The organism is Arthrobacter sp. UNC362MFTsu5.1, assembly GCF_000685965.1.
In the GTDB taxonomy this organism is placed as follows: Bacteria; Actinomycetota; Actinomycetes; order Actinomycetales; family Micrococcaceae; genus Arthrobacter.
The window spans coordinates 121304-134141 of sequence record NZ_JMLE01000001.1; the positions used below are offsets into that span (position 1 = coordinate 121304).

Annotated in this window: 14 protein-coding genes and 1 pseudogene; 8 read left to right on the plus strand and 7 right to left on the minus strand. The window is 66.3% G+C overall.

Translation table 11 applies throughout. The annotated features are described in order from the left end of the window. The first annotated feature begins 25 nt into the window (after positions 1-25). Complete coding sequence (locus BS38_RS27540; RefSeq protein WP_231510973.1) at positions 26-751, plus strand: DUF2252 family protein; 726 nt, start codon at positions 26-28, stop codon at positions 749-751. Positions 752-877: 126 nt separating this feature from the next. Further along, positions 878-1705, plus strand: a complete 828-nt coding sequence (locus tag BS38_RS0100610; RefSeq protein ID WP_028269035.1) for a VOC family protein — start codon at positions 878-880, stop codon at positions 1703-1705. Between the two features lie 23 nt (positions 1706-1728). Here BS38_RS0100610 and BS38_RS24070 read toward each other — a convergent pair whose 3' ends face one another. The 5 genes from BS38_RS24070 to BS38_RS0100635 form a co-directional block, all read right to left on the minus strand. Beyond that, positions 1729-3333, minus strand: a complete 1605-nt coding sequence (locus tag BS38_RS24070; protein ID WP_081818765.1) for an HNH endonuclease signature motif containing protein — start codon at positions 3331-3333, stop codon at positions 1729-1731. Positions 3334-3406: 73 nt separating this feature from the next. Then, on the minus strand, positions 3407-3931 hold the full coding sequence (locus BS38_RS0100620) for a DUF2087 domain-containing protein (protein WP_028269036.1): 525 nt from the start codon (positions 3929-3931) through the stop codon (positions 3407-3409). Positions 3932-3935: 4 nt separating this feature from the next. Further along, positions 3936-4334 (minus strand): nuclear transport factor 2 family protein, encoded by a 399-nt coding sequence (locus BS38_RS0100625; RefSeq protein WP_028269037.1) that lies wholly within the window; start codon positions 4332-4334, stop codon positions 3936-3938. Positions 4335-4404: 70 nt separating this feature from the next. After that, complete coding sequence (locus BS38_RS0100630) at positions 4405-5571, minus strand: cytochrome P450 (protein ID WP_028269038.1); 1167 nt, start codon at positions 5569-5571, stop codon at positions 4405-4407. Positions 5572-5680: 109 nt separating this feature from the next. Further along, positions 5681-6271: a TetR/AcrR family transcriptional regulator gene (locus BS38_RS0100635; RefSeq protein WP_028269039.1), complete on the minus strand. Its 591-nt coding sequence runs from the start codon at positions 6269-6271 to the stop codon at positions 5681-5683. An 85-nt stretch (positions 6272-6356) separates the two neighbouring features. Here BS38_RS0100635 and BS38_RS27545 point away from each other — a divergent pair, with 85 nt between their 5' ends. Next, positions 6357-6665 carry a hypothetical protein gene (locus BS38_RS27545; protein ID WP_231510974.1) on the plus strand — a complete coding sequence of 103 codons (309 nt, stop codon included), beginning with the start codon at positions 6357-6359 and terminating at the stop codon, positions 6663-6665. 89 nt (positions 6666-6754) lie between these two features. On the opposite strand, the gene BS38_RS0100645 is transcribed toward BS38_RS27545, so the two are convergent. Beyond that, a complete protein-coding gene (locus tag BS38_RS0100645; protein ID WP_028269041.1) occupies positions 6755-7483 on the minus strand; it encodes a maleylpyruvate isomerase family mycothiol-dependent enzyme in 729 nt (242 codons plus the stop codon). A gap of 121 nt (positions 7484-7604) precedes the next feature. Between BS38_RS0100645 and BS38_RS24075 the strand changes: the two are divergent. The 5 genes and pseudogenes from BS38_RS24075 to BS38_RS0100670 all read left to right on the plus strand — a co-directional run bounded on the left by BS38_RS24075 (position 7605) and on the right by BS38_RS0100670 (position 11823). Then, positions 7605-8425, plus strand: a pseudogene (locus BS38_RS24075) (amino acid ABC transporter substrate-binding protein). A gap of 36 nt (positions 8426-8461) precedes the next feature. Next, entirely contained in the window at positions 8462-9127 is a 666-nt protein-coding gene (locus tag BS38_RS0100655) for an amino acid ABC transporter permease (protein ID WP_197024869.1), read from the plus strand. Then, positions 9114-9899: an amino acid ABC transporter ATP-binding protein gene (locus tag BS38_RS0100660; protein WP_028269043.1), complete on the plus strand. Its 786-nt coding sequence runs from the start codon at positions 9114-9116 to the stop codon at positions 9897-9899. Before BS38_RS0100655 ends, BS38_RS0100660 begins: the two co-directional genes overlap by 14 nt. Positions 9900-9992: 93 nt before the next feature. Then, positions 9993-10979 (plus strand): dienelactone hydrolase family protein, encoded by a 987-nt coding sequence (locus BS38_RS0100665; RefSeq protein WP_028269044.1) that lies wholly within the window; start codon positions 9993-9995, stop codon positions 10977-10979. After that, complete coding sequence (locus BS38_RS0100670) at positions 10972-11823, plus strand: CPBP family glutamic-type intramembrane protease (RefSeq protein ID WP_081818766.1); 852 nt, start codon at positions 10972-10974, stop codon at positions 11821-11823. Before BS38_RS0100665 ends, BS38_RS0100670 begins: the two co-directional genes overlap by 8 nt. Positions 11824-11828: 5 nt before the next feature. Here the strand turns inward: BS38_RS0100670 and BS38_RS0100675 are convergent, their stop codons facing one another. Then, complete coding sequence (locus tag BS38_RS0100675; RefSeq protein ID WP_028269046.1) at positions 11829-12734, minus strand: ribonuclease Z; 906 nt, start codon at positions 12732-12734, stop codon at positions 11829-11831. Between the last annotated feature and the right edge of the window lie 104 nt (positions 12735-12838).

Here is a 12838-nt window from a genome sequence, read left to right on the forward strand (position 1 = left end):
GTGCTGTCCAAACTCACCATGAGCGATGACGGAGGCGCGCAGGATCGTCGATCAGCCGCCCATCGTCCGCCACCCGGCAACCATGGATTTCGCAGCCATGGAGCAACTTGTCCGGCGGTATCGGAGCACCCTTCGGGCGGATACGTCATTGTTGCTAAGCCAGTATCGTCTGGTGGACTACGCCCGCCGGCTAGTGGGCGTGGGCAGCGTCGGGACGCGCAGTTGGATACTGCTGTTTCAGGGTCCCGCCGGAGAGCCGCTGTTTCTGCAGGCCAAGGAGGCAGGCAAATCCGTCCTGGAAACCCACGGGCGTGTGGACCAGGCACCACAATACGTCGTCACAGACCTGACCGCACGCGGTCAGGGATACCGGGTGGTGGGCGCCCAACGAATCCTGCAGGCCCAGTCGGACCCCTTCCTTGGCTGGATAAAGGACGTGCCCGGGGAAGACGGGCTGCCGCGGGATTACTACATCCGGCAGTTCCGCGATATGAAAGGATCTTTCACGCTGACCGAGATGAACGCGAAGGAAACCGCGGTCTACGCCGGGCTGTGCGGCGGCCTGCTGGCGCGAGCACACTCCCAAAGTCCCGGGAGTGCCTTCATCCTCGGTTATCTGGGAAGGAGTGCCGTCTTTGACCACGCAATCTCAGATTGGGCCAAAAGATATGCAGACAAGACGGAAGCAGATCACGCGCTGCTGCAGCGAGCCGTTCAATCCGGACGGCTGCCTGCTGAAACAGGGGTGTAGCAGGGCCGGCGGGCTTCACTTTGGCTGACCACCCGAACCTTGAAATCGTGGCCTGATATCCGCGCCGGGCAGGCTACCCGGCCGGACCCTGACTCGCTAGGCTTTGTCCATGGACGGGAGCTAGACATGACCGATCGGACCTACCCCCACGGCGTCCCAAGTTGGATCGATACGGAGCAGCCCGACGTCGAGGCGGCCGTCGGGTTCTACTCCGGACTCTTCGGCTGGACATTCGAGGATGTCATGCCGCCGGGATCGCCTGGCCGCTACTTGATAGCTAAGCTCGACGGCCAGGACGTCGGCGGGATGGCCGGCACTCAAAGGGATGCCGCGGTGTGGAACACCTACGTGGCGGTCGAGGACGCGGACGCCGCTGTGCAGCATCTGGTCGCCGCCGGTGCCACGGTGCTATCGGCACCTGCAGATGCCGGAGAAGGCGGACGCAGTGCTGCGCTGACCGATCCGGAGGGCGTCGAGTTTCGCATCTGGCAGGCTAAGCGACGCTTAGGGGCACAAGTGGTAAATCTGCCAGGGGCCTGGAATTTCAGCGACCTCCACACGGCCAACCGCGGCGTGGCCGTTGCGTTCTACGAGGAAGCGTTCGGCTGGCAGGTCGACGACTTGGGCTTCGCGATGATGGTCCGCCAGCCAGGCTATGGTGACCACCTTGAGGCGACAGCCGATCCGGACATCAGGGCGAGGCAGTCCGGGCTGGTCGCCCCGCCCGGCTTCGAGGACGCCATCGCCTGGATCGCAACCAAGGGCCCAGATGAACCACCCCACTGGCACGTCTCATTCACCGTTGCCGACCAGGACCGGACGGCGGTTGAGGCCGAACGACTCGGCGGGCACGTCATGAGCCAGAACGAAACCAAGTGGACGCGCGAGGCACTAATCCGAGACCCTCAAGGAGCAGTGTTTACTGCAAGCCAGTTCACGCCACCTGCGGGCTGACGGATCCTGCAGCGCGCTGCGGTTTAGGCGCCCTGCAGTAGTAACGCCTCCGGAAGGAAATCGTCCAGGGCGTCTGGCCAGGGCTGGTGGTCAACGTCCGCGTCTGCGGCTAGGTATTCGTGCCCGGGCGTGAAGAGGTGCCATTCGGGGAAGGGGTCCGGGGGTAGCTCCGGTTCGGGATGGGGTCCTGGATCTGCGGGTGGTCCCAGGCCCGCGCGTAGGTCCCCGATCTCGATGTCGTCCGGCTGGTGGGGTGGTTCCCAGTCCTGGTGTTCGCTGGGGTAGTGCCGCCCGGCCGGTGAGGTCCATCCCGGCGGGCTGTTCTTGCCGGCACTGGTTGGTGTCCAGGCGGTGCTGTGTTTGAGGTGGTGGTGTTTGGGGCAGGGCTGGCCGAGGTTGGAGATTCCGGTGGTGCCGCCGTCGGCCCAGGCCAGGAGGTGGTCTGCGTCGTTGTCCAGGGAAGGGTTGCTGCAGCCGGGGAAGGGGCATTTGCCGTCGCGGAGCCGGAGCCATCGGCGTTGGGCCTGCGTGAGGCGGTAGCTGGTCCGTCCGATTTCCAGCGGTGCGCCGTCACGCGGGTCGATCAGGACGCGGTGGAAGGAATCGGCGCCGTCGGCGATCAGGCGGCGGGCCATCGAGGGCGGGATCGGACCGTGCCCGTCGAGCATGGCCGGTTCGTCCGTGGCACCGAGGAGGGCCAGGACCGGGACGGTGATCAGGACCTGCGCCCGCGGGGACGGGACACCCGCGGCCACACCTGTGCCGCCGGAGCCTGTTCCGCCGAGGAGCCAGGTGGCGGCGGTGTCGGCGCGGAGCTGGGTGAGGGTCCGGGGTTCGTCCGGGCCTTGGAGGGCGCGGGCGGCGGCAGTGGTGCGGTCCCAGATCCCGGCGGCGGTATCGGCCGGGAGGTAGGCGGAGAGCCAGGCCATGCCGTCCCGGTCCGGCTGGTACTCGACCCGCCGGTCCACGGCGCATCGACTGTGGCGGGTTTCGATGCTGACCGGGTGGTGGCGTTCCCGCCAGGTACGTGCCTTGGCCCGGAACCGGGAAGGAACCAGTTCCCCGGCCGGGCACCCGCGGGCCGGCAGCGGTGCGTCGGGGTCCAGGAAATGCGCTTCCAGGGCAGCTGAACCTGCGGGATCCAGGCCGGAGGTTTCGTCGACGACGATCCGGGCGTGCTGCCAGGAGATCGTCCCGGCGTGCAGGGCGGCCAGCGTCAGCGGCAGCGCCGTGGTCAGGGCCAGGGCGTCGGAGATGAGGGCACCGGCGGTGCGTTCGGTGACGGTCAGGACGCAGGCGAGCTCGGCAATGATGGCCATCTCCTGGGCGGTGCTCTCCTGCGGGGAGTCCGCCGGTGGTGCCAGGGCGTTGGCCGCCCGCAGGTACTCGGCAGTCAGCCGCACTTTCAAAGCAGCGGTCCGGGCTTCCTGCCGGGCCAGCTCGGCCAGGGCGTCCAGGCAGTCATCCGCCAGCTCCCGCAACGGATCAGCGCCCGGCGGCAGGCCGCCGTCGGGCCCCTCAGCGCGTTCCGCGCCGGAACCGAAATACGACGCCAGCACGGCAGTGGACTCAGCGACGGCCGCCATCGCCTCGCTGCTCTCCGCGCTCCATGCCGTGCTGCTGTCCATACCCACAGCATCTCAGCAGGCACCGACATTCTTCGATGCAGCCGCTGGAACCGTCAGGGCGGCCGCATGCGGACTAGGTCTCTTTGGGCCGGGAATATGAGGACCCGGAGCGCGTCCGTTCCAGCAGGCCGAAGTCCACCATGTAGCGACGAAGCAACACGACGTCGTCCGTATAACTGAGGAGCCGTTCATTGACCTGCTTTTCCGTCAGGTCCTCACCGGCCTTGATGGCCTCACTGACGATCCAGGCCAGGAGGTCCCGTCGCTCCGCCTTGTTGGCCGGATACCTCTCGATCCTGCCCAAACGCATAAACCGGGCCACACCCTCCTGCGGCTGCCGCCGGGGTTGCTGCGTGAGAAGGTCACGGAAAACCGACTCCGAAGCCACCAGTTCGCCGGCAGCATTCCGGTCAACAAGCCCGGAGTCAAGAAGGGCGGCGACGGCACGGTTACGCCGATGATCCTTCAGCTCAGCGACGGCATCTGGAAGTTTGGCGCCCAACACAATCCGGGCGTAAGCGGTCCGCGCATCGTTGTTGGCGAGGGCCGCCATGACTCGCCGCCAGTGGGGTCCGCCGTACCCCGTTCCTCCGGTCACGTCGTCACTCGTTCACGGTGTCGGCGTGCCGATGCGCCACCCTCCATTCGCCGTCCTCGCGGCGATAGATCTGGGTGGCGCGAAGGGTGTAACTGCGCGGCTGACCGTCGACGGACGTGGAAATATGCTCCAGGCCGGCGGTATAGGCCATGGCGCCGGCCACGTCGTACGCCTGCAGTTCGAAGCTGTAGGACGTGCAGTCGGAGAAGGCTCTCTCGAGCACAGCGAAGGCCTCGTCCACCTCCCGCTGCCCAAACGCATTCCGCCACGCGCCCAGGATGCTCACAGGCTCGTGCCGGGACCACAGCGCCCGGCGCGGGGCCGAATCGCCGTTATGGAGGGCCAGTTCCGCCTCATGCAGCGAGGATTTAACCCAGGCCAGGAAGTCGTCGGCGTCGCTCATACCTTAGTATGCCTCCGGCCGGGTGCTGATGAGTATGCCTCCGGCCGGGTGCTGATGGCGATCAGCGGGTTCAGCCCGCCTCCCACGTCACCGGAAGCTCCTTGAGTCCGTAGACAATGGTGCTGTCCATCCGTTCCAGCCGGGACCCTGCGGCGACCGTTAGGCCTGGCAGCCGCGACAGAGTAGCCTCCAGCGCGATTCTGGCTTCAAGCCTGGCAAGTGGGGCGCCAAGGCAGAAGTGAATTCCCTGGCCGAACGCGAGATGCCGGGAAGGGCCACGATCGATGTCGAACTCGTCGGGCTCCGTGAAGTGCCGCTCGTCGCGGTTCGCCGATCCGATCCATGCCACCAGCGGGGCGCCGGCCGGAATCTGAACGTCGCCCAAAGCAGTGTCGGCGGCCGCGACCCGGTACATGGACTGGACCGGTGAACGGTAGCGCAGCACTTCCTCGATGGCCTGCGGCAGCAGCTGCGGCTCGGCGAGGAGCCGTTCGAAGGTACCCGGCACTTCCGTGAAGGAAAGGACCGCGTTGCCGATCAGGTTGGTGGTCGTTTCGTTGCCGGCAACCAGCAGCAGGCTGCAGAAGCCCAGTAGTTCGGGCACGCTGAGCTTCTGCCCGTCAATCTCGGCCGAGAGCAAGTTACTGATCAGGTCGTTTCCAGGCTGCCTCCGGCGCTGTTCGATCAGGTCCAGGAAGTACCCGGTCATCTCAACGTTGGTGGCGTGGTGGTCAGCATCCTCCGCTCCGGACCGCGTTTGGCTAACGATGACATCGGACCACTGCTTGAAACGGTCGCGGTCACCAGGGGGTATGCCCATGAGTTCCGCTATGACGATCACCGGCAGCGGGTACGCCAGGCCCGCGATGAGGTCGGCCGTGCCCGCAGGAGCGATTCCGTCCAGCAGCTCATCCGTGAGGGCTGAGATGCGGGGAGCCAGCGCATCCACGGCCTTCGGGGTGAAGGCTTGGGTCACCAGCGAGCGCAACTGCCGGTGCCGGGGCGGATCCGTGGTGATCAGGCTCGCCGCAAACAGCTGGCCTGTCTCCGACGGATCGTCCCCGCCCATTCGTGAGGAGAAGGTTGCATGTTCGGACAGCACACGCTGGACGTTGTCATATCGGAAGACATGCCAGCTCCCGGATTGCTCGTCCTGGAAGACGGGTGAACTCTCCCGCATTGCCCGGTACTGGGGGAACGGGTCAAGCGATCGCGAATAGTCCGCTGCAAAGTCCATGACTGGCCTCTCTGCTCAGCCCGGCAGTCATTCGGCCCTGGCCGAAGCGTCGGGGCGGTTGGGCCAACGGCCCGTGAGAACCTGAGCTTATCCAAGAAGGCCCGGCACGTCAGTAGGGAAGCGGTCCCGGGCTCTCGGCGTCCCGGGAGAGCAGTTCAACAGTCCGCACGATCGACGCTCGCCGGCGCGTCCCGTCCCCTGTCGGGGTAATCACGGCACGCACGTTCGGGATGGCCACCCAGGCGTGGCACAGCGTCACGATGGTCAACAGCAGGTCTTCGGCCGCAGCCTCAGTGATCGCCGGGAGCGCATGACGGATCTCAGCAGCCTTGTCCGCTGCCAGCAGCGCCCGACGTGCTGCGTCAACGGGATCGCCGCGCTCCAGTCCTTCCCAGAACGTCAGCCGGGCCAGGCCGGGAAAGCTGGTCGAGAAGTCGAAGTACCTGCCAGCGAAGTCGGCAACGGCCCCGGGACCCGAGCCCACTACGGGGAGGTCCTCCAATGCCGTCACGAGCTGACGCCCAAGTGCAGCTTCGAAGAGCTGTGCCTTGCCGCCGTAGTAAAAGTAGATCCGTTCGCGGTTGCACCCCGACGCCAGGGAGATCTGGTGGATTCGTGCCCCCGCGAAGCCGCGCTCCGAAAACTCGGAGATGGCGGCATCGAGCAGCTTCTCCCGTGTCGCATCCGTGTCCCAGGCCATCGCGTCATTCTATCTCCAACTGTCCGTTTGCTTTTGCGGCAAACGGCTCGCTAGCATCAAGTCCAACTAAACGTTTGGAGAATGAGTGGAACACGATGGCAGGGCCCTGGCGGCAGATGAGACGGACGTGCACCATCATCGACCCCCGGGCCTGGCGTCCATCCACACGAGGGCATTCATCACCTGGGTGGCGATCTTTCCCATGGCGGCCCTGGGAATGTACGTGTTGGGAGTCGTTGCTCCGGAATGGCCTTCGGTCCTTCGAGCCTTCGTCCTGACCTTGGTGGTGGTCCCCACGGCCGTCTACTTTGCCGTTCCCCGGCTGTTGATGGTTCAGGGCCGGATCAGCGGTGCGGCACGCCAGCGCAGGCTCCGCCGCGCTGAAAGCCGGTAGCGTTGAAGGTTCCGCCGCGCTGAAGTCGTCCAGTCACAAGCCTGAACAAGCGCACGACGGCGGCTGGTTGCCTTGCGTGCCAGTCCGCCTTACGGTGTGAGCGGCTCCCGCAGAACGCGCAGTGCGAGGGCTGCGTCGCCGTCGATGACGGCCTTCTCCTGGAGGTTGGAGCGGCCCCAGAGCCCGAGGTACATGTCCGGTAATGCCGCGGTGACGGATGCCGCAGCGGTGCCGCTGCCCACGGTCCAAGCGCCCGCGCCCGCGCCGGTACCCGCTGCCCGGCCTCCCGCGCCGGGCACGCGGAACGAAACTGCCTGCTCCGGTGGCTGCATTCGCCCCAGCCTCACCTGGCGCGGGGTGAACATCGCGAGGACCTCGTCGACGCCGTCGAGCAGGAAGTCCTTGCCCAAAGCCGGTGCCGCCCGTCCGGACGCCTGGCAGGCGTCGATGAGGTGGACGGCGTGCTCGTGTGCCTGGCGCCGGAGCCAGAAGCCCGCTGTGCGCGGCGGCGGTCCAAAGTTCCAGCACGGTGCCCCGGGATCCAGGGACGCCATCGTCGCGAGGAACGGCTCGGCGCCCTCGATGAACCATGCGGCCGCACCCGTGGCCGGAGGCGCCGGTTCCTCGACGTACTGCCCGCTGCGGACCACCGCTGCCGCCCAGCGTTCGATGGAGCCAAGGTGCCCGAACAGCTGTTCCAACGTCCACCCGGGGCAGGCCGGTACGGAACGGGACAGCACGTCGTCGGGCTGGCGGGCGAGCGCGGTGAGGCCTTCCAGGAGGCGGGCCAGCTCGGCGAGGTAGCGATCGGGCGACATGGGATGAGCCTAACCCGCGGGCATCTGTTCTCCCCAAGGCAGATGTTGCTATCGTCGGAGGTGGACTGCCGGCCTGCGGTGCAGCTGGCGAGCCCTTCCGGCTACAGGACGAAGGTTCATCATGAAGCGCACACGTCTTTCCGCTATCGGCCTCATGGCAGCTGCAGCCCTTGCCCTTGCCGGCTGCGGTTCCGGGTCCACCACACCGTCCGGCTCAGCCCCGGCGGGCGGCGCAGACACCTCCCTGAGCGACGTCAAGAGCGCAGGTGAGCTCAAGATCGGCACCGAGGGCACGTACAAGCCCTTCTCGTTCCACGCCGACGGCAGCGGCGAGCTGACCGGGTACGACGTCGAGATCATCACCGCCGTCGCTGAAAAGCTCGGCGTCAAACCCTCCTTTCAGGAAACCCAGTTCGACGCCATCTTCGCCGGGCTGGAGGCCAAGAGATTCGACGTGGTGGCCAACCAGGTCTCCATCACCGACGAACGAAAGGCGAAGTACGAATTCTCCGAACCGTACACGGTGAGCACCGGCGTCATTGTCACCAAGGCCGACGACAGCAGCGTCAGTTCCTTTGACACCTCAAGGGCAAGACCACCGCGCAGTCACTGACCAGCAACTGGTACAAACTGGCTCAGGAAAGCGGCGCCAATGTCGAGGCCGTGGAAGGCTGGGCGCAGGCGATCACACTGCTCAAGCAGGGCCGTGTTGACGCCACCATCAACGACAAACTGACGTATCTGGACTACCAAAAGACCGCGAAGGACAGCGGCATCAAGATCGCCGCCGAGACCACGGACAAATCGCTCAGTGCCCTCGCCTTCCGCAAGGGGTCAAGCAGCCTGGCCGAGGCCGTGAACAAGGCCCTCGGCGAACTGCAGACCGACGGCACGCTGACCAGGATTTCGCAGAAATACTTTGACGCGGACGTCTCGAAGTAGCGGGGTGGCGGCCGGCGGCGAGCGCAGCGTCAGCGCATGACTATCAACTGGGACCTCGTCTGGAGCTCGCTGGGGCCCATCCTGACCGGCGCGGTAACGGGCACGATTCCGCTGGCACTGGCGTCCTTCGTCTTCGGGCTGCTGCTGGCACTGCTGATCGCGCTGATGCGGCTGAGCCGGAACCCCGTGTTCTCCACCGTTGCGCGGATGTACATCTCGGTCATCCGCGGCACACCCCTGCTGGTCCAGCTTTTCGTCATTTTCTACGGGCTTCCGTCGATCGGGGTCACCATCAGCCCGTGGCCCAGCGCCATCATCGCGTTCTCCCTGAACGTGGGCGGGTACGCGGCCGAGGTCATCCGCGCGGCCATCCTGTCCGTTCCCAAGGGCCAGTGGGAGGCGGGCCACACCATCGGCATGTCCCGCCGCCAGTCGCTGGTGCGCATCATCCTCCCGCAGGCCGCCCGGGTCTCGGTACCGCCCTTGTCCAACACGTTCATCAGCCTGGTCAAGGACACGTCGCTGGCGTCCCTGATCCTGGTCACCGAGCTCTTCCGCCAGGCGCAGCAGGTGGCGGCCTTCAGCCAGGAATTCATGCTGCTTTATCTGGAGGCAGCGGTTATCTATTGGATCATCTGCCTGGTCCTGGCCGGAGGCCAGTCCGCCCTGGAGAAGAGATTGGACCGCTATGTCGCCCACTGAATCCGCTCTCCCGGACGATGCCGCGCTGCTTTCCGTACGGGGATTGCGCAAGGCATTCGGCAGCCATGAAGTGCTGAAATCCGTGGACGTGAACGTCCGACGCGGCGAAGTCGTGGCCCTGATCGGGCCGTCCGGGTCCGGTAAGACGACGGTCCTGCGGTGCCTCAACGGGCTCGAAATACCCGACGACGGCGTGGTGGACTTTGCCGGCCAGCTCGCCGTCGACTTTTCAGCGCCGGTGACCAAGAAGCAGCTGGCCGCCCTGAGGGACCGGAGCGCCATGGTGTTCCAGCACTACAACCTCTTTCCGCACAAGACCGTCCTCGAAAACATCATCGAGGGCCCGGTCCAGGTGCAGAAGCGCCCCAAGGCCGAAGCCATCGCCGAGGCGAGGGAGCTGCTTGCCCGCGTGGGGCTGTCAGCGAAGGAGAAGAGCTACCCTTTCGAACTTTCCGGGGGGCAGCAGCAGCGTGTGGGCATTGTCCGTGCGCTGGCGCTGCGGCCGCAGCTCCTTCTCTTTGACGAGCCGACGTCAGCCCTGGACCCTGAGCTGGTGGGTGATGTACTGACTGTCATCAAGGAGCTGGCGGACGAGGGCTGGACCATGGTGGTGGTTACCCACGAGCTGGCATTCGCCCGGCAGGTGGCCGACGAAGTCATCTTCATGGACGGGGGCGTCGTGGTGGAACGAGGCCACCCGGACACTGTGCTGCGCGACCCGCGGGAGGAACGCACCCGGCAGTTCGTGGACCGGCTGCTCAACCCGTTCTAGGGCCACGCCCTGAGCCGCTGCGCCAAGCCCGGCAGCCCTTGCCCCGTGATGGACCGCGGGGGAGGATAATTGGCAAACGGCAGGAGGCGCTCCATGACCCAGCAGCTCGGAAAATTTGAGAAATACCTGATCGAGGAATTCTTCGACGACTACCGTGCCGGTGCCATGAGCCAGCACACGTTTACCCGCCGGGTGGCGTTCATCACCGGGAGCATGGCCGCTGCTGCGGCCGCCATGGCCCTGGTGGGCTGCACGCCGCAGGAGCTTCCGCGCAGCACCGACCCGATGCCCACCCCGTCCGTAGCGTCAAACGGCACCGGCACGGCCACCGGCACCGCTTCCTCAGGCGCGGTGCCCGGAGCCAAAAGCCCGCTGTCCGTACCGGAGGGGGCGGCCGGCATCGTGGCTGCAACCGTGCGGTTCCCTTCCGCCGGCACCGACGTCAGCGGCTACCTTGCCCGGCCGGAAGGCGGCAAACCCGGAGCCGCCGTGCTCATCTGCCATGAGAACCGGGGGCTGACCCCGCACATCCAGGACGTGGCACGACGCTTCGCCAAAGCCGGCTACGCCGCCCTGGCCCTGGACTTGCTCAGCAGGGAGGGAGGAACGGCCAGCCTGGACCGGGACGCTGTCCCGGGTGCACTGACCCAGGCCGGAGCGAAGCGCCACGTCGCGGATTTTTCGGCAGCCTTCGAGTACCTGAACTCACAGGACTTCGTCGATTCCGGGCGGATTGCCATGACGGGCTACTGCTTCGGCGGCGGCATCACGTGGCAGGCGGCGACGGAACTGTCCGGGCTGAAGGCCACCTCGGCGTTTTACGGTCCCGCCCCGGACCTGGACAAAGTCCCCGCCATCAAGCCGGCCGTCCTGGGCGTCTACGCCGAACTCGATGACCGCATCACCGGAGCGATGCCGGCCCTCCGCGATGCCCTTGCCGCCACTGATGTCCGGCACGAGCTAAAGGTTTATCCCGACGTCGACCATGCATTCCACAACGACACCAGCGAGCGCTACAACGAGACCCAGGCCACCGCCGCCTGGAACGACACCCTGGCGTGGTTCAGCAAGTATGTCTAACCGTTCGCCCGCCGCCGGAACCGGAGCAGGGGCCGGCCGCCGGGCCGGCATCCGCGGCTCTCTTTCGACGAAACTGCTCCCCGCGACGCTTGTGTCGCTCTCCGGCTTTGTCCTGTTCGTCCTGGAACAGAGAATCCCGGGGTACGGACTATTGGCGCTGGCCCTCGTCAGTGCCGGACTGATCGACCGGGCGCTCCTGCGCGATCTTGCGCTGATCGCCGCCGGGCTCGTGGCCATCAGCCTGGTTCCGATCACCACGGACATCAGCACCGAACACATGCTGGTCATGGGCACGGCGATGATCCTCGCCGTGGGCGTTCCCTACACGGTTTCGCGTTTTGTCTACAAGGACCATGCGGTGAAGTTTCCGGTGCTGACCGGGCACCCCTGGACCCGGGCGGAGAAATGGTACCTGGCCGCCGTCGTCGTGATGGGGTACGCGGTGCTTCCGGCTTACATGGTCAACACCGGTGTGTACAGCAACTGGCCCGCGGTGTCCGACCCGGAGGGGATCTTCCGGCTTTTCCTGGGCACCAACGTGCTGGGGATCTGGGATGAACTGTTCTTTATCTGCACCGTGTTTATCCTCCTGCGCCGGCACCTGCCGCTGGCCCAGGCCAACGTACTGCAGGCTGTCCTGTTCACGTCCTTCCTCTGGGAACTGGGCTTCCACGCCTGGGCGCCGGTGTTCATCTTTCCCTTCGCCCTTCTCCAGGCGTTCATCTTCACCCGGACCAAGTCACTGTCCTACATCGTGTCCGTGCACCTGCTGTTCGACTTCGTGCTGTTCCTGGTCCTGCTGCATGCCCACAACCGGGCCTGGATCGACATCTTCGTCTACTGACGGTGTTAGCCGCCCGCAATCCAGGGGGCCCGCTCCCGCCTGGGCAAGGGGATCCTGTCCAGGTCCTGCGCGGCGACGACGGCGGCCCGGCCCGCGCGGGCACCGGCCTGTTCCGCCAGCACACCGACGTCCCTGTAGCGGGATGAGAAATGCGTCAGGACCAGCAGTCCGGCCCCGGCAGCGGACGCCAGATCGCCGGCCTGCCCGGCGGTGAGGTGAAGATACCTGGCAGCCAGCCCGGCGTCGTCGTCGCTGAACGTTGATTCCGCCACGAGGAGGTCCACGCCTTCGGCGAGTTCCCGGGCGCCGTCGCATTCCGCGGTATCCATCACGAACGCGAAGCTCTGGCCGGGACGCGGAATGCTCAGGTCTTCCAGCCGCACCCCGGCCAGGTTCCCCTCCCGCTGCAGCCGCGCGATGTCCGGTCCCGAGATCCCTGCTGCCGCAAGCCGGTCGGGCAGCAGCGTGCGGCTGGCCGGCTCGACCAGCCGGTATCCGAACGTCTCAATGCGATGCCGCAGGGGCTGCACCTCGAGGCCGGGTGCGATCGGCCCCGGTGCGGAGTGCGGGTGCAGCCGCAGGTCGAGGCCGGGTGAGGCGAGGGACACGAGGGCACGGACCACCTCGCTGCCGGAAGCCGGAAAATGCAGGTCCACCGGGTGCTGCACACCATCGAGCACCATGCGCGACAGGACGCCGGGAAGCCCGAAGCAGTGGTCGCCGTGGACGTGGGTCAGGCAGATCCGCGTCACCTGGCTGGCTGAGACGCCGGCGTGGATCATCTGCCGCTGGGTGCCTTCGCCGGGATCGAAGAGCAGGCCCTCGCCGTCCCAGCGGAGCAGGTACCCGTTGTGGTTGCGGCTCCGCGTGGGAACCTGCGAGGCGGTGCCGAGAACGACCAGTTCACGCATGGGACCGAGCATCTCACGCCGCAGGACCGGAGGACTACCTTGTCCCTAGCGGCCGCATCGGTTGCCCGCGGTAGCCCGCACCGAAACGCCTTCCGGAGTTCGGT

Bases quoted from the DNA above. Each gene is read 5' to 3' on its own strand.
- BS38_RS27540 (WP_231510973.1), top strand. From the start codon at position 26: ATGACGGAGGCGCGCAGGATCGTCGATCAGCCGCCCATCGTCCGCCAC.
- BS38_RS0100610 (WP_028269035.1), top strand. From the start codon at position 878: ATGACCGATCGGACCTACCCCCACGGCGTCCCAAGTTGGATCGATACG.
- BS38_RS24070 (WP_081818765.1), bottom strand. From the start codon at position 3,333: ATGGACAGCAGCACGGCATGGAGCGCGGAGAGCAGCGAGGCGATGGCG.
- BS38_RS0100625 (WP_028269037.1), bottom strand. From the start codon at position 4,334: ATGAGCGACGCCGACGACTTCCTGGCCTGGGTTAAATCCTCGCTGCAT.
- BS38_RS0100630 (WP_028269038.1), bottom strand. From the start codon at position 5,571: ATGGACTTTGCAGCGGACTATTCGCGATCGCTTGACCCGTTCCCCCAG.
- BS38_RS0100635 (WP_028269039.1), bottom strand. From the start codon at position 6,271: ATGGCCTGGGACACGGATGCGACACGGGAGAAGCTGCTCGATGCCGCC.
- BS38_RS0100645 (WP_028269041.1), bottom strand. From the start codon at position 7,483: ATGTCGCCCGATCGCTACCTCGCCGAGCTGGCCCGCCTCCTGGAAGGC.
- BS38_RS0100655 (WP_197024869.1), top strand. From the start codon at position 8,462: ATGACTATCAACTGGGACCTCGTCTGGAGCTCGCTGGGGCCCATCCTG.
- BS38_RS0100660 (WP_028269043.1), top strand. From the start codon at position 9,114: ATGTCGCCCACTGAATCCGCTCTCCCGGACGATGCCGCGCTGCTTTCC.
- BS38_RS0100665 (WP_028269044.1), top strand. From the start codon at position 9,993: ATGACCCAGCAGCTCGGAAAATTTGAGAAATACCTGATCGAGGAATTC.
- BS38_RS0100670 (WP_081818766.1), top strand. From the start codon at position 10,972: ATGTCTAACCGTTCGCCCGCCGCCGGAACCGGAGCAGGGGCCGGCCGC.
- BS38_RS0100675 (WP_028269046.1), bottom strand. From the start codon at position 12,734: ATGCGTGAACTGGTCGTTCTCGGCACCGCCTCGCAGGTTCCCACGCGG.